This window comes from Streptomyces sp. NBC_01232 (assembly GCF_035989885.1).
GTDB lineage: Bacteria > Actinomycetota > Actinomycetes > Streptomycetales > Streptomycetaceae > Streptomyces.
The window spans coordinates 3,667,040-3,686,723 of sequence record NZ_CP108518.1 but is presented as its reverse complement, the minus strand read 5'-3'; the positions used below and the strand labels follow the sequence as shown (position 1 = coordinate 3,686,723).

Here is a 19,684-nt window from a genome sequence, read left to right as displayed (position 1 = left end):
GCGGCCGTCGCCAGGTCGGGGTGTGCGTCAGGAGACGAGGAGCCTCTGCTGGGCGTTGCTGCGGGCCTCGAGGTGGATCCGGTGGCTGGTGGCGTTCTGCGAGAGGGCGAAGCCCAGGACGAAGATCTTCTGGCGGTCGACGCCGTAGGCGATCATGCGGCGATTCCAGAGACTGAGGTCGAACTGGCTGTGTACGGACTCGGAGTCGGCGCGGTAGGGGTAGAGGAGTTGGTGGGTGAGGCTGGCCTGAGGGATCTGCTGAAGGTGTTCGGCTCTGTGGAAGCCGCGTTCGGTGTCGCTCTTGAGGCGCTGGCCGGTGTCGGTGGAGCGGAGGGACCGGTCGTCGGGGGTGGTGGTGATGCCTACGGGGACGCGGTAGTCGTGATCTCCGTGCCGGCAAGGAATCTTGAGGAGGTGGTACCAGCGGCTCTTGGTGGCTCCGGCCCGGTGCTCAAGTCTGATGATCGGGACGGGTTCCAGGACGCGGGTGCCGTCGTCGATGCGGATGCTCTCGGCGATGCGGCCTTGGTCGCACCAGAGCTCGTGGCCGCTCCTGCAGGGGTTGATCCGTTCGTAGAAGACGGGGGCGACGGATCCGTGCTGCTTGTTGATGGCCAGCAGCCCGTTCCGCGCGAGGGCGTCGCGGTGGACGCCGCGGAAGGCACCGTCGTAGACGACGCCCATGCAGTGGGGCAGCACCTCCTTCAGCATGCGGAACTGCCTTACCGCGATTGCGGCTTCGTCCTCGTACTCGCCACCGGCGACGTGGGCGAAGCTGAGGATCACGCGGGTCCAGTAGCCGGTGTCACGTGCTGAGGCGAAGAACCACTTGGTGCCGCGCACCTTCCGCTTCGCCTTCTCTCCGTTCTCGTAGTAGATGCGGGCGGCCGGGTCGACGCGGTGGCTTCGGATCAAGCCGGTGTCCTCGTCGTAGATCTCCACGGCGCGGGCTTTCGAGGGCGCCTTGGGGACCGTGGCGTCGCCGACCAGGAGCTGCCGCCGTTCGGGACGGCTCCACACCTTGGGGGCGTCCGAGGGGAGGAGCCCCTGGCTCAGGGCTTGCCGGGCGGCGTACCCGCGGAACGCTTCCTCAAGTGCGTCGGCTGCCGGTACGAGGAGGCTGTTCAAGGCGTCCTGGTACTGGCCGCGGGAAGGGGCTGTGAGGGGCAGTGCTGCCGCCGTCCTGCGGCCCAAGTGTCGGCGGATGTGAGCCCGTACGCTGCGCCAGTCCTGGGGTGACGCGAGGAGCCCTGTGGTGGAGCGTTTGGACCTCGTCACCGGGGTGAGGGCGGCCATGATCAGATAGACGATGCCCGGGTATTCGCGGGGGCAGCCGACGGCGTTCGGTGGTGGCAGGAGTTCAGCCATCTCGTAGAGGAGCGGGTAGTCGAGACAGTCGCGGACGCGCTCGGCGGTGCTGCGCTGTTCGTGGTCGGCGAGCTGGCGTTTGCGGTTTGGGCGTTCGAGCTGGGGCTTGGGGGATCCGAAGATGTCGTCAGGCACGGGCCGGGCCCCCGTCGGTGTAGGTGGGGTCGTTCTGCCAGTCGTAGCCGACGAGGGCGGCGGCGCGGTCCAGAGAGCGCAGTCCGAGCCTTCGGGCGGACTCCTCGATGAGGCCGGTCGATTCGAAAGTCTCGACAGCGGCTCGGGTGGTGACGGAAGCCGGTGCGACGTCAGGTTCCCCGTCGAGGCCGATCCTGCGCAGCAGATCGCGGAGGGCCACGCACGTGCGTGCTTGCAGGGCCGGGTCGGGTGCGGGGGCGCAGGACACGGCGAGGCGTGCGGTGCTCTCGTTCGGGTGCTGAGCGAGGACGTGGCGTGCTCGTTCGGCCAGTACGTGGCGGCTCCAGGCATCCAGCTGGCACCAGCGGGGGTTGTACTTGCGCGCACCGTGCATCCAGACACGGTTGCGGGGCAGGTCGAGGTCGGCGACGACGCTGTGCCCGATCTCGCCGCTGTGCCCGCCGGCGAGCGCGAGCGCGGCCGCGGCGGCGTGCCGGGTCGGCCGGGTCGCGTACGCGGCGTGGTGGCGCAGCAGTACGGCCTCGTCCTCGGTCAGTGGCCGGACCCCTTCGTGGGTGCGGGCCGGCAGGACGATGTCGCGGGTCGGGTCCTGGTCGCTCAGCCCGAGCTCGCGCAGGGTGCGGAAGGCGGTCCGTACGACGCTTCGCCGCATCAGGCGGGTGGCCACCGCGGAGTCGGAGACATGGCCGTGGCGGCTTCGACCCCTGGCGTTGACGAAGTCCTCGGCGATGCCACTGCTGACGTCGGAGAGCAGGAGGGCGCCCCGCACGGCGGCGTACCGGCCGAACCTCCTGATGAGGAGACCGAACTTGTCGAAGGTCTGCTCGGACATCTCGTCGCGGGCGGTCATATCCCGCCATGCGTCGTTGACGAGGTCGATGGCGTGAGTGAGGGACAGGTCGCTTCCCATGATGACGGTCCTCCGGAGGGTGGGGGAGAGCAGTTCGAACCCTCCCCTGACTCCCGGACGGGGAAGATTCGAATGATTCATTGTGTTCCGTACTTGCACCACAACGTTCGACATGAGTGATCTCCGCTGCAACCCGGCGTGGGCGAATGGATGAGAGCGCGCCGAAGACCACCCCGGGCTCGATGGCCCAGGGCGTCATTCGGTGCGGCGGGGCGAGCCGGCCCGGCTAGGCGCGGGTTGCGGACCCTCGGAGCGAGGTGAGGAGGGTCGTGTACGCCCGCATGACCGCCACGAAGGTGTCGTCGGGCAGCGCCAGGACTTCCTCGACGGAGGTCAGCGGCAGATTTGATGCCGGGGCTTCGGCAGTGGGGGAAGAGCCTTGGAGGTGTACCAGCCCGCCCTCGCCGACCTGGACGATCAGGGCGTAGTCGAGCCAGTCCACGAGGTAGAGCCCGCGCTCACGCGTCGAGGACAAGCCCTGCCCGAGCTTCTCGGCGAGCGAGGTCCTTTCCAGCGGCGCTTGCCGCAGGAAGCGTGTGGCCGCTTTGGCGAACCAAGCGGATCGCCAAAGGTCGCGCAGAAAGAGGCGGGCTCGGGCGGAGTCTTCCGAGCGCAGCCGGGTCAGCTGGAGGCCGGAAGGGGTTACGGCAAGGGCTCCGTGATGCGTCTCCAGCAGGCCGGCTTGACGAAGGAAGCCCTGGGCGGACGAGACCGTCGTGGCGCTGATCTTCGCCGCGGCGCTGATCTCTGAGACCGGGATGCTCCGGCGCTCGCTGCCGCCCATTTCGGCGATCAAATCGAGCAGTTGCAGCTGGCGAAGGCTCGTGAAGCCCCCGCTGGGCAGGATGTTGCGGACTGTGTTCGCGGCGCTCATCGGGCGCCCCCGTGAGGCAGCGGAAGCGTCTGGCTGCTGCTGGCCTGCGGGTCGTGGTGGTGCATGGATGCATCCAGGTGCATGGTGTGGGCCCTCATTGGTGATCAAGTGCGGAACGCACAAAAATCCCGAGGGCCGGGTGTGTCGCCGCTCCATGGCCTAGCCTGGAGGCGGCGCGTGGGCCCTCAGCTGACGTGTCACGGCGTCGCCAGGGTCTTCCCACCCGGGCGGCGCCTTTTTGTCTGCGCGGCAGATGGCGATTGCTACGTACGCGGCTCCTCAGCGGTCAGCCGGTAGAACCCGCGGCTGACGATCAAAATCTTCCCGTTGCGCTGCAGGCGGCTGGCGCAGTTGGTGATCTGCCGGGCGGTGGTGCCCGGACGGGCAAGCCCGGCATGGGCGACGATCGCGGAAACCGGCGTCTCCAGGCCGCCTGCAAGTGCTTCGAGGACCAGCTTCTCAAGCGTCTTCGGCTCTGCAGCGCCGCGAGCGCCCGGCTGGGCCGCTGCTTGCCGCGGCGCATCGGAACCGGGGGCGCGGGATTCGGAACTTTCCGGGGCCGGGGGACCCGGCTGGCCCTCGGGTTCCGCCTGCGAATGCGAGGACGGGACCACCCCGAGGAACTCTTCGGCCTGGCGAACCGTGTCGGTCACGGCCGACAGCCGTGCGTCGGCCGCCATCAGGGAGCGTTCGGCTTCGGTGACACGACGCTGGACGTCGGCCAGCTCGTGTCGCGCCTTCGTCAACGCCGCGTTCACGGCTGCCCGTTTGTCGCGTTCCCCGGCCTGGATCCCGCGCAGATGCTCGACGAGAGGGTGCATGGACCCTGTGCCTGTTGTGGTCACGCTCCGCTCCCCTCTGGTGATCCATCCACAAGCTAGCGAGCCTTCGCGCGCTCCGCAGGGGAATGCATAGATGTGAGCGTGCGGATTCTCTGGACTCTGGACGCAACTCCTGAGGAGAAATACCGAGTTGGGGGTCGGGGTTTCTGTGGTCTTCTCGATGCCCCCCCTGTCGGTACACCTGAGAAGCGCTTGGGGGAGCGGTGTGCCTGACGCACTCAGTCCCTGAGTGCGGGCGGGAAGGCCGGCCGAGGTGTCGGTCAGGAGGTGCCGCCTACCGCTATGTGGCACTCCGGTCCCTGGGTGAGTGCCGCGCATGGGGACCTGCGGACCCCTATGCTGTTCCGTACTTGCAACAGGCGCTGGATCTCCGCAGTGGGCTCCCAGGCAGGGGAAGGGTCGGCCCCATGGGTACGTGGGATGATCTCGGCATGCCCCGGAGCAGCAACGACAAGCAGCCGCGCGACTATGTCGTGGACGGTGCTTGGCCCCATGCCGCTCTCGCTCCCGACGCGCCGGTCAGCGCCTACTACGGCCAGTCCCTCTCCAGGAATCTCGCGCGAGCCATGGCTTCTACTGGGCATACGCTCCGCAGCCTCGCAGAAGTGACAGGTCTGACTCACTCGACGATCAGCAGGGTCCTCAACGGCCGGGTCATGCCGGATCTGGGTACGCTCGCACGCCTGGAAGCGGCCTTCGGTTTTCAGCTCTGGCCGGGGCCGGCGGCGTTGCCGCCGACGCCGTCCGAGTCCTGAGCCCGTCGGCTACCCACCCGTTCGGTCCGCCCGGCGTGCGCCACGAACGCGGCGGGCCATTCTTTTTCTTGTGGCTATGTATGCACCAAGGGTGCTGCGTGAGGTGTACCTCGTGTGCTTTGACGAGGGGCACCGGCTAAGTCTTGTCCGGCGCTCATCCGGGCTTGCGAGCCTTCCCGTGGCCGCCTGTGCACCCGGCGAGTCGTACAAAGCCGCTGCTTGTCGGCTCGCTGCTGGTTCGGGTTTCCGATTCGGTGGAACGGCGGCCCGGCTGGACCTGCCGTCGTGCGGAGACGATGTGAGACGCAGTGCGCGATTGTTCACTGCGCACGTCGAAAGCGGTCTCCGGCCGCCAACGCTGTGGGTTCCCTGGCGGCAGGCCGTCGGCGAAGTGGCGTACCTCGGCATCTCCGAACTCGGGCTGTTCGTGGAGGGCTACCTCGAAGGCTGGATTCCGGACGGGTGGATCACGCTGCGCTGACGTCCGTATCCGAAACCACCGACCCGCCTCCTCCGCGGTTGCGGTAAGACGGGCCGGTGGGTCAGGCTCGGTGGTCAGCCGGCGAGGGGTGTGGCGAGGCCGGGTGTGTACCAGCGTTGGTTGTTTCGGTTGTTGCAGTCCCAGAGCTGGAGTTGTGTTCCGTTGTCGAGGCGACCGAATGGCAGGTCGAGGCAGCGGTTGGAGACCGGGTTGTAGAGGCTGCCGGTTGCCGTGGGGAGCCACTGCTGGTTGTAGGCGCCGATGGCGCACGTCCACAGCAGGACCGGGGTGCCGTTGGCCGTGCCGCCTCCAGCGATGTCCACGCACTTTCCGCCGATGCGGAGTTCACCGTCCGCGGTGACCTCGAACTTCTGAGCGGTGTCCTCGCTGGTGCCGCTGCAGTCCCAGATCTGGATGCGGTTGCCGTCGGTGTTGTTGCCGGCGTTGTTGTCCGCGCACTTGGCTGAGCTCAACGCCGAGACGAGCTTGGTGCCGGTGCCTGCGGTGGTGGGGACGGTGGAGTGAGGGTAGACCGCGACGTTGCTGATCCTGCCCTCGAAGTTTGAGGCGGGCAGGCCCTGGTTCTTGTAGCGGCCCAGGACCAGGGGGCCGATGGCGTTCCAGACATTGGTCCTGGCGTGGTGGCCGGTACCGGCCAGGGTGCCGTTGACGTAGAGGGCGATCAGGCCGGTGGTGGCGTCGTAGGTCGCGGTCAGCTGGGTCCACACGCCGGTCTGTGCCTTGGCAGCGTCGTTCATGGTGATGGTCTGGTCATAGGCCCAGTTGTCGTCGTCCTTGACCGACATCGCGAAGCGCCAGGTGCCGTCGCCGTCGTGCCAGAGGATGAAGCCGCTGGAGCGCTGGCCGTCCTGGCTGAGGACGACCGACGGCTTGTTCGACTTGGCCCAGGCCGACACCGTGAAGCTGCGAGTGGTGTCGACGCCGGGACCGGCGGCGGTGACGCTGCTGCCCGTCTTGCCATCAAGGGCGACGACCTTGGTGGCGGTGCCGGCGACGGTGTCGTTGGCCCGGGTGGCGCCGGTGGCGCTGAGCGTGGCGTTGTTGCGGCCGCGCAGGTCGGTGGCGGTGGTGCCGGCCTCTTCGTTCAGCTTCCATTGGGATGTGGAGATCCGGGCGTCGCCCATGGTGTGAGCGGTGCGGAAGCCGGTGACTTTCCCGGCGGTGGCGGTGGCGTCCCAGGTGCGGAGCCGGTGGAGGCTGTCGAGGGCCCAGAGGTCGGGGATGCCGTCGGCGCTGGTGTCTCCCGAGGAGCCGACGACCGGGTGGGTGGCCGGCTTCAGGCCTGATCCGATCTTGGTGCGTTTGGTGTGGTCTCCGAGAGCCGCGGGATTCCCGGCGACGTTGGCGTACTGGTAGAGGTCGCCGGTGGTGTTGTCCCGTGCCCACAGGTCCGGGAGGCCGTCTCCGGTGGCGTCACCGGGTGCGACGAGGGTGAGATTGCCCCAGCCCGTGGGGCTCAGGACGAGCACGAGCGGATCGCGGAGCTCACCGATCGCACCGGTGCCCTGGAACAGGACCAGAGAGCTGTTCGTGCCGTCGTTCTCCACGGTGAGAAGGTCGTTGCGTGGCGTGGCACCTGTTTCCGGCAGAGCGTCACCAACGGCAAGGATCTGCTTGACGCGGGTCCAGTTCTCGGCGTACTCGTTGCCGCACGGCTGACCGGTGGCGGCCACCTTGCAGTCCTCCGCGTATGGCCGCTGGACGGGCACGGCCTTGGCCGCGTGGTAGTAGAGGCCGCCATTGGCGGCGAGTCCGCCTTGCGTGAGGGAGTTTCGGTAGAGCTTGAGATGTCCGTCGCGGTGGACCCACAGGTCGTCGATCCGGATGCCGTTGCCGCCCCGGTGACTGGTCAGAGTGCCGGGTCCCCAGCCCTTGCCGCCGGGGCTGTTGGCCACATTCGAGGCGACGATGCCACCGGCGGCCGGGTCGACGGCGGTCGGGTAGACGATGAGATCGCCGTTGTCCCCGGGCGCGATGAAGTCGACGCGCTCGTCGCCCGTGATGTCGCCGAGAGTGGTCTTGGCATTCGGGTTGTCGGGGACGTAGAAGGCGTAGGTCTGCTGCTGGGAGCGGTTGCCGGCCCGGTCCACCGCCTGGACGCGCAGGATGTTGGTACCCCAGGTCGTGGGGGTCAGCGGGACGGAAGCGCTGCCGTCCGATGCGGGGTCGAGGCGGTTGGCGCCGCCGGCCGGGATCGCCGAGTTGAAGGCCCACTCGTAGTACAGGACACCGCTGGTGGCGTCGGTGGACTTAACAGTGAACGTGCCGCGCTGTCCGATGTGCTGTGTGGAGCCGGGCAGGGTGCCCGACGGTGGGTACTCGGCTGAGTTCACGATCGGGACGGATGGCGGTTGGGTGTCCATGGAGAAGGTACACCCGGTCACCCAAGTGGATGCCATGTCGCCGTCACCGCCGCGCACACGCCAGTAGTAGGTGTGGCCGTCCTGGAGGTTGTCGGGGTAGGCGGCGGCCAGGTGAGTGCCAGTGGCCAGGTCCCGCCAGCCGGCATCGTAGGCAAGGACATCGCCGGCTGCGTCGTAGACGTGGAAGTTGGCGTCGTTGGGCTGGCCGTCCGGGTCGCCGATCCAGGCGCTGATGTTGAAGCCGCCGTATCCGGTGGCGCCGACCCAGCCGCAGCCGTTGCCATTCGGGTTCTGCGGCGCCGGGAGCATGCCGAGCCCCCAGGGGTTGTACGGGGGCCGGTTGTACTCGATGTAGAGGAACGGCAGGTGGTTCCTGTCACGGGTGAACCGCTTGAAGGAGCTGTTACTGCTGCTCTTGGACTCGTTCGAGGCGAAGAGGGCGTAGGTGATGCTGCCGCGCCACTCGTTCGCGGCGAGGTGGTCGCGTACGTCCCACTCGCCGCGGGTGGTCGAGCCCGGGCAGCCGGGGCCGCCTGCGCTGTTGATCGCGGTCGTGCGCAGGACTTCCCAGTCGCGGGGCTGGGTGTTCCAGGTGATGTCGGAGAGCAGCGGTTCGGTGGAATGCAGGTCCACGTCGTACGTCCTGGAGCAGGTGGCGTCAGCCGCGTAGGACTGGGTGGCGAAGAAGGAGGCCTTCTTGATGCTCTTGTCGCGCAGGTCACTGGTGTCGAGTTGCACGTAGTAGCGCTCCAGGCCCGTCCGGGTCCGCCAGCGCTGGTAGCCGACGCCCGGATCGTAGGTGTCGCCGTAGTCGTCGTAGCTGACCGTGGTGGAGTAGGCCTCCTGCACCCAGGCCCAGTGCTGGGTACCGCGGTTGGTGGGCTGCCAGGCAGGGTCGATGTAGACCGGGTAGGCGGTGCCGGGATCGGCCAGAAAGGCCTGGTCCGGGGTCAGGGCGAGCGAGTCCTTGCCGAGGTCGGCCTGGAGGCGGGTGATCTTCGCGAAGTCCCCCGGGCCGTCACTGCCGGAGACAGACGTGGCAGGCGTTTCGCCAGAACCGGCCTGCGCGGTCCCGGCTCCCTTGACCGTTTGGGAGAACGCGGCGGTGCCGGGCGGCTTGGCGAGTGGCGCCTGAAGAGGCGCGGTGGAATCCCACATGGTGGGGGTGGGTGCCCGGAAGACCGTACGGCCCGAGGCGTCGGCGGCCTTCAAGTTGCCGTTCCCGTCGCTGGAGACGGTGACGCCTTGGCCCTTGAGACCTGTGGTCAGCTTGGCGAGCTTCGGGTGTTTGGCGGCCTCGGGGGACTTGACGACGAGGATCTGGGAGATGCCGCCACCCTGGTCAACCGTGACCTTGAGATCGGTGCCGGGGATCACCTCGCGGTAGACCGCGCTGGCACCCTCGAGAACGGGGACGGGAAGGGGATCCGGCCAGCTCAGGAGCAGCTTCTTGCCGTCCTGTTCCAGGACGGCGAGCGGATCGGTGCCTCCCCCGGAGAGGGCCAGTCCGCTGACTGTCCCCTTGGGGCGGAGCGTCCCGTCGGCCCCCTTGACCAACGTGGCGTCCAGGTCGGCCCAGGTGCCGTCGCGCTTGGTGCGCAGCGGGACGACACTGCGGCTCAGGCCGAGGGTGCCGTTCGGATTGGCAACAACCGTGTCCGTCTCGGTGGTGGCCGCCGGTACGGGTACCGGCTTCCCGGTGCGCTTGGCTTCCGCGAGCGCTGCGTCCTCCGCACGCTCCCGCTCGGTGCTCGGCCGCGGTGGCGGCGTCTGAGCACTCGCGGCGTTCGGCCTGTCCACCGCTGGTGCCGCCGCGGCAACCGGTGCCGCGCCGACGGAAGTGACGGACAGGGCCAGCGCGACCAGCCCCGCGACAGCGACCGCCTGGCCGGCTGGTCGCTGCTTTCTCAATATGCCCCCCACAGTAAACTCCCCAGTGTGATCGTTTCTGGCAACTGGGCGTGAACGCTAACAGCCCCGGAAGTCGGACCGTCGAGGTTCAAGGATTCGGATTCGCGCATTCCGGCGGAGCTATTTGAATAATCGGGATCAATCGATCGGCAAATTCAAGTCATCACGTGAATGGATCATGGAATTTCGGTCGTTCTTTTAGGCCTGGCCGGTTCGGTGTAGATGGCTTGTCCCGATTGGGTCGTGTTGTACTGCCAGCAACAGGCTAGGATCCTGGGCCAATTGATCAACTCGGCGACCGTGGGGGGCGTGCCGTGTCGGCACCAGTTGGGCTTCGCAGGACGAGAAAACGCTCGGCGATACAAAAGAGCATCGCGATTCCGCTCTTACTCACGCTTTCGCTGCTCGTCGGCGAAGGGGCGGCTCAGGCCGCGCAGTGGAAACCCAAGGATTCCCGCCGCTGGTCACCGGGCGCCTTGAAGAAAACTGATTCGGTGACCGGGAAAAACGCTCCGAAGGCGGACGCGAAGATTCCGAAGGGTGCGGGGGCTGCTGCCTGGAGCCCGAAGGACGTGTACTGGCCGCCGGCAACGGAGGCCGAGGTGAATCTGGCGGCTGATCCGTCGAGTGTTCCGCGGGGCTCGCTCCTCGCCCCAGCACCGTCCGGTGGTCCCGCGGCTCCGGCCCCGGATCCGAGCCGTGCGGGCGCCGCACCCGTATGGGTCGCTCCGGCCGTCGGCAAGGACGCGCTGCGTACCGGTAAGGCCGCCGTGCAGCTCACGGACCGGGCGTCCGCAGAGAAGGCCGGCGTACAAGGCTTGCTGCTCGCCGTCCGCCCAGCCGAGAGCACGGCGAAAGGCAGCGGTCCGGTCAAAGTCTCCGTGGACGTCTCCCACATCGCCGGTGCCTTCGGCGGCGACTGGCTCTCCCGCGCCCGCATGGTCACTCTCCCTGCGTGCGCACTGACCACACCCGAGAGCGCGGAGTGCCGTACGCAGACACCGCTGCCCACCGCCAGGGACGACAACCGGGCCGGTCTGCTCAGCACCGAGGTCACACTCAACGGCGCCTCGGCGGCGCAGGGTGCGCCCGCGGGCACGCCTTCGGGCGGCGCCACCGTTCTCGCAGCCTCCGCGAGTCCCGCCGGCAGCGGGGGAGACTACCGGGCCACCAGCCTCGCCCCTTCCGGCTCCTGGACCAGCGGTGGCAACACGGGTGGCTTCGCCTGGACCTACCCGATCGCCGTACCCGAAGGCTTGGGCGGCACCAAACCCACCGTCGCCCTCTCCTACAGTTCCCAGGCGGTCGACGGCCGCACCGCCGCGACCAACAACCAGGCATCGTGGATCGGCGAGGGCTGGGACTACTCACCCGGCTACGTCGAGCGCCAGTTCAAGCCCTGCGCCAAGGACGGCCAGGCCGATTCGAGCGAGCAGTGCCTGGCTGGCGAGAACGCGACCATGTCCCTGAACGGCAAGTCTTCGGCACTGGTGCGCGACGACAAGTCCGGTACCTGGCGCCTGGAGGGTGACGACGCCTCGAAGGTCGAGCGGCTGACCGGCGCCTCCAACGGCGACAACAACGGCGAACACTGGAAGATCACCACCGCCGACGGCACCCAGTACTACTTCGGGGCCGGGCGCAAGCCGGGCAGCTCCACCGCCCCGGCCACCAATTCGGCCTGGACCACCCCGGTCTACGGCAACAACGCGGGCGAGGAGTGCAACAAGCCAACCTTCGCCGCGTCATGGTGCCAGCAGGCCTGGCGCTGGAACCTCGACTTCGTCGTCGACCCGCGCGGAGGGGTGACCACCCACTGGTACACCACCGAGACCAACCGCTACAAGCTCGGCGTCTCGGCCACCACCCCCAACGGCACCCTCACTCCCTACATCAGGGGCGGCAACCTCTGGAAGATCACCTACGGTTCGAAGCTCGCTGATGCGGACACGGTCAAGCCGACCGCCCAGATCCTCTTCAAGGTCGACGAGCGCTGCCTGCCGGTGAAGGACGTCTTCGACTGCGCGTCCGCCAAGCTGACCAAGGCCAACGCCACCAAGTGGCCGGATGTCCCGTTCGACCAGAACTGCGCGACTACCGGTACGTGCGAGAACTATGCCGCCACCTTCTGGACCACCAAGCGCCTCACCGAGATCACCACACAGGTCCTGAACACCGCCGGCGGCTACGACAACGTCGACTCCTACGCCCTGACACACCAGTTCCCCGACCCGAAGGACCAGACCGCCCCGGCCCTATGGCTCGCCTCCATCCTCCGCACCGGCCACGACGGCACGGCCATGCTCGAAAGCAAGCCGGTTGTCTTCCACGGCAGCCTGATGAACAACCGCGTCGACTCCAGCGGCGACAACAAGCCCGCCATGAACCGCCAGCGCATTGTCAAGATCACGTCCGAGACCGGCGGGGTCACGGACATCGGATACGCCGACCCGGACTGCGCACCGGGCGCCGGACTGCCTTCCTCCAAGGACGGCAACACCAAGCGCTGCTTCCCGGTCTACTGGAATCCGGACTACAAGAGTCCGCTGGACCCGACCCTGGACTGGTTCCACAAGTACGCCGTCGCCCGCGTCAGCGAACTCGACCCCTTCGGCGGATCCCGCACCCGCGAGACACGCTACGAGTACGTCGGCGCAGCAGCCTGGCACCGCGACGACGAGGAACTGACCGAGGGCAAGCAGCGCACCTGGAACCAGTTCCGCGGCTACGAACAGGTCATCACGCGCTCCGGCACCGCCCCCGACATGGTCTCCAAGACCGCACGGTTCTACCTGCGCGGCATGGACGGCGACATCAAGGCCGACGGAAGCAAGCGCACGGCCACCTTCACCGGTCTCGCGGGCAACACGGTCAAGGACGCCAACGCGCTGGCCGGAACGCTCCGCGAGACGCAGACCTTCGCCTCCGACGGCGGCGAGCTCCTCGCCGTCTCCCAGACCGAACCCTGGCTGTCGGCCGTCACCGCCACCCACAGCCGCGGCACGAAGCTTCCCGTACTCACCGCACAGATGCAGCGTGACGGCTCCTCGAAGAAGAAGCAGCTGCGCGCCGACAAGACCTGGCAGACCACGTCGGAGACCGTCAAGTACGACGACACCTACGGCATGGAGTCGTGGACCCGGGACCAGGCCGACGGACTTCCCGACACCTGCACCATCACCGCCTACGCCCGCAACACCGCCGCCTGGATGATCGACCGTGTCTCGGGCACCACCGAGATCCGGAGCAGCGACTGCGAGGCCCCCGCGACCGAGGCTAACACCCTTGCCCGCGACCTCACCTACTACGATGGCCAGCCCCACGGCACCCTGAACGGCCCCGGCCAGGTCACCCGCACCGAGGAACTGGACCGATTCGAGGCCGGCCAGCCGAAGTACACCTCGAACGGCACCACCGCCCACGACGCCTACGGGCGCGTCACCAGCGCCACCGACGCAGCGGGCGCCACGACCAAGACCGTGTACGAACCGGCCGCCCCGGCCCGCGCCACCACGGTCAAGGTCACCAATGCCAAGGACTGGACCACCACGAGCACCCTTCACGCACTGCGCGCGGTACCGGTCAAGACCGTGGACCAGAACGACCGCACCACCGAGGTGAGCTACGACGAGCTCGGCCGCACCACCGCCGTCTGGCTACCCGGCCGCGCCCGCGGTGCGAGCGCCAGCACGGTGTTCTCGTACGACCTCACCAACACCACGACCAGCTCGGTCAGCACCCAGACCCTCCGGTCCGACCAGTCGTACACCACCTCGATCAGCATCCTCGACGCGTTCGGGAAGCAGGTTCAGATCCAGTCCGACCCGCTCAACGGCGCGGCAACCAGCCGGCTGATCGCGGACACCTTCTACGACAGCCACGGCCGCGCCTTCAAGACCAACGAGACCTACCTCAACGCCACGTCCATGCCGGTGAAGTCCCGCTTCGTCGCCGACGAGAACATGGTCCCCGCCCAGAACACCACCCTGTACGACGGCCAAGGCCGTACGACGGCCAAGATCTTCTCGTCCAAAGCGATCGAGCAGTGGCGCACCACCACCGCATACCCCGGTGTGGACCGCACGGACACCACCGCTCCGAAGGGGGAGACGGCGTCCGCCGTGGTCACGGACGCCCGTGGCCGCACGGTCGAACGGCGTAAATACAAGAGCACCAAGCCCGAGGGCGACTACGACCCCACCCGCTACACCTACAACACGGAAGACAAACTGACTGGGATCACCGACCCGGCCGGCAACACCTGGACCTACGAGTACGACCTCCACGGACGCCAGACCCGCTCGGCCGACCCGGACAAGGGCACCGCGACCGTCACCTACGACGCCGCCGACCGCCCCGTCACCACCCTCGACGCCCGCGGAACCGCCGTCTTCACCAGCTACGACATCCTGGGCCGCCCCACCTCCCGCAACCTGAACACGGCCGACGGCCCCAAGATCGCCACGTACGACTACGACACCCTGCTCCCCGGCCAGCCCACCGCCTCCACCAGCTGGATCGACGGCAAGCCCTGGCGGCAGGAGACCACCGGCTACGACACCGGCTACCGGCCCACCGGCACCAAACTGACCGTCCCCGCCGGGGAAGGCGCCCTCACCGGCACCTACACCGCCGCCATCGCCTACGACCCCATCACCGGACTGGAGCGCCGCACCACGCTGCCCGCCATGGGCGGCCTGCCCTCCGAACGCCTCTACACCGGCCGCAACGCCAACGGCCTGCCCGTGTCCTACGGCTCGGACAACGACGCCTACGTCAACTTCACCGACTACGACGAGTTCGGCACCGTACAGCGCACCACGTTCGGTGACGACCCTCGGCAGGTCAGCCTCACCCAGATCCACGACCCGGCCACCGGCCGGCTTCTCGGCACCGAGCTCAAGAAGCAGGACTTTGGCACAGCCGTCGACATCACCGGCTACACCTACACCCCGGCCGGCGACGTCACCTCGGTCACCAGCACCCAAGGGTCCCTTCGCGACACCCAGTGCTTCACCTACGACTATCTGCGCCGCCTCACCACGGCGTGGACCGACACGGGCGGCACCAGCACCCAGCCCGGCCCGTCGGTCCCCGGCATCGGCGGCTGCACCAACACCGCACCGCAACAGGGCAAGACCGGCGGCATCGCCCCGTACCACCAGTCCTTCACCTACGACGTGACAGGCAACCGGACCTCCTCCACCGACCACGACCCGGCCGGCAACGCCGCCAAGACCATCACGACCACCCACGCCTACCCGACCCCCGGCTCCCTGCGCCCCCACGCGCCGACCTCCACCACCAGGACCACCGGCACCAGTCCCTCCGTCACCGCGAACACCACCTACGACGCGTCCGGCAACACCCTCACCCGCCCCGACGCAGCCGGAACCACCCAGACCCTGACCTGGACACCCGAGGGCAAACTCGCCTCGGCCACCACCGGCGCGGGCACCTCCACCTACGCCTACGACGCGGCCGGCACCCGCCTGCTGCGCAAGGACCCCGGCAAAACCACCCTCTACCTCGGCTCCACCGAACTCACCCTCAACACCACCACCAACACGGTCACCGGCACCCGCTACTACACGACCCCGGGCGGCACGGCCGTCGTCCGCACCTCCGACGGCAAGCTGTCCTACGTCGCGGCCGACCACCACAGCACCGGCACCACCGCCATCGACGCCACGACCCTCCAGGTCCAGCGCCGGACGACGAAGCCCTTCGGCGAGGACCGGGGCACCGCCCCGGCCGCCTGGCCCGGTGAGCGCGGCTTCGTCGGCGGCACCCAGGACAAGACCACCGGCCTCACCCACCTCGGAGCCCGCGAATACGACCCCCTCATCGGCCGGTTCATCTCGGTCGACCCGCTGATGGTCGTCGACGACCCCCGCCAGCACAACGGCTACCAGTACGGCAACAACAGCCCCCTCACCGAGTGGGACCCCACCGGCGAAGCCCTTCCCGAGTGCAGCAGCGGCATGTACAAGTGCACCAACGGATCCAACCCCTACGACTACGGCTACAGCTACGAGAAGGAAGTCGCCATCGCCGGCGGCACACTCGACCGCGCCTACGTCGAACGGAAGAACAGCAACAACAGGGCTTGCCGCTACGACTCCGCCTGCAAGAAAACCCGCGGCTACTACACGGCTAAGAAGCCCGAAAAGAAGATCGAGAAGAAGGGGATATTTGCAGGCTTCGCACATTGGCAGAACATCGCCAGGGGCGACTTTCGGGGAGCGTGGAATCGCACGCTGGGTAGCGCGGACTGGTGGAGACACAAAGGTATTGACATCGCACTTGGAATTGTGGCTGCAACTGGAGCGGCCTTCTGTATAGCTTCGGGAGTATGCATGATGGGACTCGTTCTGGTTGCTGGAGCGGCCCTCATTACAACTGGTGTCGCCGCCCATCTGGCTGTTGCCACAGAAGAAGAAAGGCGGCAAGGGGGAGCACAGTTCCTCCTTCCGTCGGCCCTTGCCGTAGGAAAGGGGGCGGCCTTTGGCGCAACGTGGGGTCGAGGTGTAGTGGGGGCTATCTCGAAGGGGGGCATATCCAGGGCGGCATGGGCCGAGAAGGGAGGTCACCTTCGAACAGAAGGGTTCTTCGCCGGAGGAAATCCTATTGCCCACACTGCCCGTGGAGGGCGCAACCTAATTGGCGACACCCGCCAGTCCTTTAGGGATCGCTTCGTCCGGTAGCTGAAGTTGCCGGACCCACTTGGGTGACATCACTCGCAGCCCGGTATAGATGTGGTCAAAGCTGAGGCTGCCGGTCAGTGTGTCCGGCAGCCTCGCATTGGTTCCGGGGCAGCGATTGCCGAGCTCGGCATCCACCGCGGAGCCTCTTCGCGGCTACCTGGCAGGCTGACGCTGAATCAGCGACACGAGCTGATAGTGCGGAGGCCACGGTTTGGCTCGACAAGATCCAATTTCGAGCCTTGTCTGTACACAAGTCCGGAGCGTTAACGACTGCAGGCCAAGCCTCGGCGACTCTCGCAGGCTGGCGAGCCTCGGCATATTTCCCAGGAATTGTTGCGCCCATCAAGGTGAAGATGGTCTGATGTATGCATGGCCTACGAAAATTGCGTGACGCGCGATCACATTGAAGTTTGGAACGACCGGACACTTCCGGACTTGCCAGTTCCGGTCGGACTCGTCTCAATCCTGAGAGGTTCTCTGCTTCCCATCGTGCTCTGGCTCGGGGTTGCCGTATTTACCTTCTTCCTCTACGGTCCAGTAGTTCCGATAATTGAAGGATTCCTATTCCTGTTTTTCTTCCTGCTGGGCTTCAATCTCCGGCGAAGAGAACACACTGTCAAGTGTAGTTTGTATGGTGCATTAGGGGGGGTGCTAGACAAGTCGATGGCGGGCTTCTGATTTCTCAGGCTGAGATCAAGGCAATTCCGGCTTCCGCCACGCTAGCCTTGACCCGGCGAGGGGTTTGTCAAATCCAGAGCTGCTTGGCCTCGTCGGCACGCGGACCGGTCTCGATGGACGTGACGGCGTACACATAGCGCAGCGGGCGGTCCAGGACGCCCTGGAAGTATGTCCCAGGTGCTCACCAAGGTCTTCCAGGGCCTGCGCTCCACGGGGATGAAACCGGCGGCGGTTGCCGCCGAGCTGGGCCTCACACCGGACGAGATGAATAAGATGCTCTTCGGCCTGACCATGACGATGGTCGACGGCGGCGGCCAGTGGGCCGCATCAGAGCCTCGGCGTGCCCTGTCCCTGGTGCCCTGAATGGCCAATGCTCGTCCTCGGCTTCGCCCTTTCGCGGTCTGTTCCTGCAGGGGCTCCTGAGGACTGCGACGATGAGGTGGAAGGGATGCCCGGCGAAGGTTCGAGCGCACCGGACAGCGCGGGGTGAGCGAGGTCGCCGGGCCTCGGGGTGACGGGCCGGACGCCGCGGGAACGCCTGAGGAATGGGGAAGTCGGCGGCCCGCGGCTCGAAGGCGGTCGTTGCGGAGTTGGACCTGGCGACCGGCACAGGGGAGCCGAAGGGCCTCGATGCAGGTGTGCGTGTTCCGTACCTCACAAGCGTTGCAGCGAGGCTGGCGCGCTGTTTGATCACCCAGGCGATGGCCTTGTCGTGCGGCATCACGCGTAGCAGTTCGAAGATGTCGCCACTGTCCGGAGCGAGGGCGACGCCGCGGATCCCCTGGGCGATGCGGATGGTGCGGACGTGCAGGTCCTTGGCCTGCTTCAGTGACTCCGGCCGAGCCTGCGAGGTGCACGAGCGGGTTACCCGGCAGCGTCGCCGTCGAGGTCCAGGCGGATCAGGGCCAGCGCCGCGGCAATCTCGACGGTCATCTCGTCGTCGGGGCCGAACACCATGCACATGTCCTGATGGAGCGGTTCGAGGACCTGCCGGGCTTCGGCGGCTCGGCCCTGGGCGAGCAGCAGCATTCCGATGTTGTGCCGCAGCTCCACCGCTTCCTCGCTCACGTCACTGTCGACGGCCCGCACCACGTTCAGCACGCCCCGAAGGGCGGCGAGCGCGTCGGTGACCTGGCCCAGTTCGGCGCGGCACCGGGCCGCCTGGGCGCGGCAGGCGCGGGACTGCTCGCCGGTGGGTCCGGCGATGCGGGCGTAGGCGTCGGCGAGGGCCTCGAACTCGGGCAGGGCGGCCCGGTAGTCGCCGCCGAGGAGGCGGATGGCCGCTCGCCGGCGGCGCAGCGCCAGAACGGCCTTGCTCTCGGAGCCGAGTGCGAGGGCCGCGGGCTCGATGATCTCGCCGAGCACCTCGGCGGCCTGAGCGAACCGCTCCTCCTCCAGCAGGGCGTCGGCATGGGCGTACGCCGCCTTGATGTCCTCGCGCAGTTGGGCGGGAACAGGCACCGGCCGGGCCCCCGGGAGGACGGCCGTGGGCGGCACATCATCAGGTACGGGCGGCTGGGCGCGGGCGCGGGGCGCGAAAGGACGACGGAAGACGCCCGTCGGGTCGGGCGCGCCGGCCGGCCCGGTGTCCGTCGTGCCGGGTTCCTGGCCCGGAGGCGGGAGGAACGGCAGCAGTCGCGCGTACACCTCCTGCGTGTCGGCGGGCCGTGCCTCGGGAGCCTTGCGCAGCAGGTGCAGGACCAGCTCCTCCAGCGCCTCGGGGACGTCGGGCCGCAGCTGCCGCAGCGGGGTGGGGGCGGCGTTGACGTGCTGGTACATCAGCATGTACTCGCTGTCCGCCTCGAACGCGAGTCGTCCACTGAGGAGTTCGTGCAGCACGCAGCCCAGCGCGTACAGATCGGTCTGCGGGGTGATGCGTCCGCCGCGCACCTGCTCGGGCGACATGTACTGGTGGGTGCCGATGGGGCTGCCGGTGGCGGTCAGTTTGGTGACGTCGGTGCGCAGGATCGCGGCGATGCCGAAGTCGAGGACCTTCACGGTGCCGTCGCGTGCGACGAGGATGTTGCCCGGCTTGAGGTCGCGGTGGATCACCGGGACGTCGTGCGCGTACGACAGTACGGTCGCGACCTGCGCGGCGACGGCGGCCGCCCAGCTGACCGGCAGCGGCCGGCCGGGGTCCAGGTAGGCGGACAGCGGTATGCCGTCGACGAGCTCCATCACCAGGAACAGCCGCTCGTACGACGCGTCGAGCACCGCGTCGTACACCTGCGGTACGCCGGGGTGCTGGATGCGCGCGGTGATGCGGGCCTCGCGGCGGAAGCGCTTGGCGAACTCCTCGGCCAGTTGCGGGGAGGTGACCGACGCCTGCCGGATGAGTTTCACGGCGACGGGCCGGTCGAGCACGGCGTCGTAGCCGCGCCACACGTCGCCCATGCCGCCGTGGCTGAGCTCCTCCAGAAGTTCGTAACGGTCGGAGATCGCCTCCTGCGGCACCTTGCCCCCGGTGTGCGTGATGAACGGTCACGGTCAGGGGTCAAGTGTGGTCGCTGCGTCGATCTGCCGTCCAGTCCAGCGGTCGCGGTGCGAAAGGGGCCGCGGGGTCGTCGACCGCTGGGACTGGCACGAGCGCAAGGCAGTTCAATGTGCGACTGCAGTAC

11 protein-coding genes are annotated in these 19,684 nt (G+C 67.7%); 5 read left to right on the top strand and 6 right to left on the bottom strand.

Features of this window, described 5'->3' with window-relative positions:
- Positions 1–27 precede the first annotated feature (27 nt).
- The 4 genes from OG444_RS16895 to OG444_RS16880 form a co-directional block, all read right to left on the bottom strand.
- The gene (locus tag OG444_RS16895) at positions 28–1,503 is read right to left on the bottom strand and encodes a hypothetical protein (RefSeq protein WP_327262967.1); all 1,476 of its coding nucleotides are present in this window, start codon (positions 1,501–1,503) and stop codon (positions 28–30) included.
- Positions 1,496–2,434, bottom strand: a complete 939-nt coding sequence (locus OG444_RS16890; protein WP_327262966.1) for a hypothetical protein — start codon at positions 2,432–2,434, stop codon at positions 1,496–1,498. Before OG444_RS16890 ends, OG444_RS16895 begins: the two co-directional genes overlap by 8 nt.
- Positions 2,435–2,660: 226 nt before the next feature.
- The gene (locus OG444_RS16885; protein ID WP_327262965.1) at positions 2,661–3,308 is read right to left on the bottom strand and encodes a hypothetical protein; all 648 of its coding nucleotides are present in this window, start codon (positions 3,306–3,308) and stop codon (positions 2,661–2,663) included.
- Positions 3,309–3,571: 263 nt separating this feature from the next.
- Positions 3,572–4,153: a hypothetical protein gene (locus OG444_RS16880; RefSeq protein ID WP_327262964.1), complete on the bottom strand. Its 582-nt coding sequence runs from the start codon at positions 4,151–4,153 to the stop codon at positions 3,572–3,574.
- A gap of 404 nt (positions 4,154–4,557) precedes the next feature.
- Between OG444_RS16880 and OG444_RS16875 the strand changes: the two genes are divergently transcribed.
- A complete protein-coding gene (locus OG444_RS16875) occupies positions 4,558–4,905 on the top strand; it encodes a helix-turn-helix domain-containing protein (protein ID WP_327262963.1) in 348 nt (115 codons plus the stop codon).
- 316 nt (positions 4,906–5,221) lie between these two features.
- Positions 5,222–5,386 (top strand): hypothetical protein, encoded by a 165-nt coding sequence (locus OG444_RS16870; RefSeq protein ID WP_327262962.1) that lies wholly within the window; start codon positions 5,222–5,224, stop codon positions 5,384–5,386.
- A gap of 74 nt (positions 5,387–5,460) precedes the next feature.
- Here OG444_RS16870 and OG444_RS16865 read toward each other — a convergent pair whose 3' ends face one another.
- Positions 5,461–9,681, bottom strand: coding sequence for a ricin-type beta-trefoil lectin domain protein (locus OG444_RS16865; protein WP_327262961.1), 4,221 nt, complete (start codon positions 9,679–9,681; stop codon positions 5,461–5,463).
- Between the two features lie 494 nt (positions 9,682–10,175).
- Between OG444_RS16865 and OG444_RS16860 the strand changes: the two genes are divergently transcribed.
- The 3 genes from OG444_RS16860 to OG444_RS16850 all read left to right on the top strand — a co-directional run bounded on the left by OG444_RS16860 (position 10,176) and on the right by OG444_RS16850 (position 17,429).
- Positions 10,176–16,388 carry an RHS repeat-associated core domain-containing protein gene (locus OG444_RS16860; RefSeq protein WP_327262960.1) on the top strand — a complete coding sequence of 2,071 codons (6,213 nt, stop codon included), beginning with the start codon at positions 10,176–10,178 and terminating at the stop codon, positions 16,386–16,388.
- A gap of 369 nt (positions 16,389–16,757) precedes the next feature.
- Positions 16,758–17,066: a hypothetical protein gene (locus OG444_RS16855; protein WP_327262959.1), complete on the top strand. Its 309-nt coding sequence runs from the start codon at positions 16,758–16,760 to the stop codon at positions 17,064–17,066.
- Between the two features lie 168 nt (positions 17,067–17,234).
- On the top strand, positions 17,235–17,429 hold the full coding sequence (locus OG444_RS16850) for a hypothetical protein (protein ID WP_327262958.1): 195 nt from the start codon (positions 17,235–17,237) through the stop codon (positions 17,427–17,429).
- 501 nt (positions 17,430–17,930) lie between these two features.
- Here the strand turns inward: OG444_RS16850 and OG444_RS16845 are convergent.
- Positions 17,931–19,520, bottom strand: a complete 1,590-nt coding sequence (locus tag OG444_RS16845) for a serine/threonine-protein kinase (protein ID WP_327262957.1) — start codon at positions 19,518–19,520, stop codon at positions 17,931–17,933.
- Between the last annotated feature and the right edge of the window lie 164 nt (positions 19,521–19,684).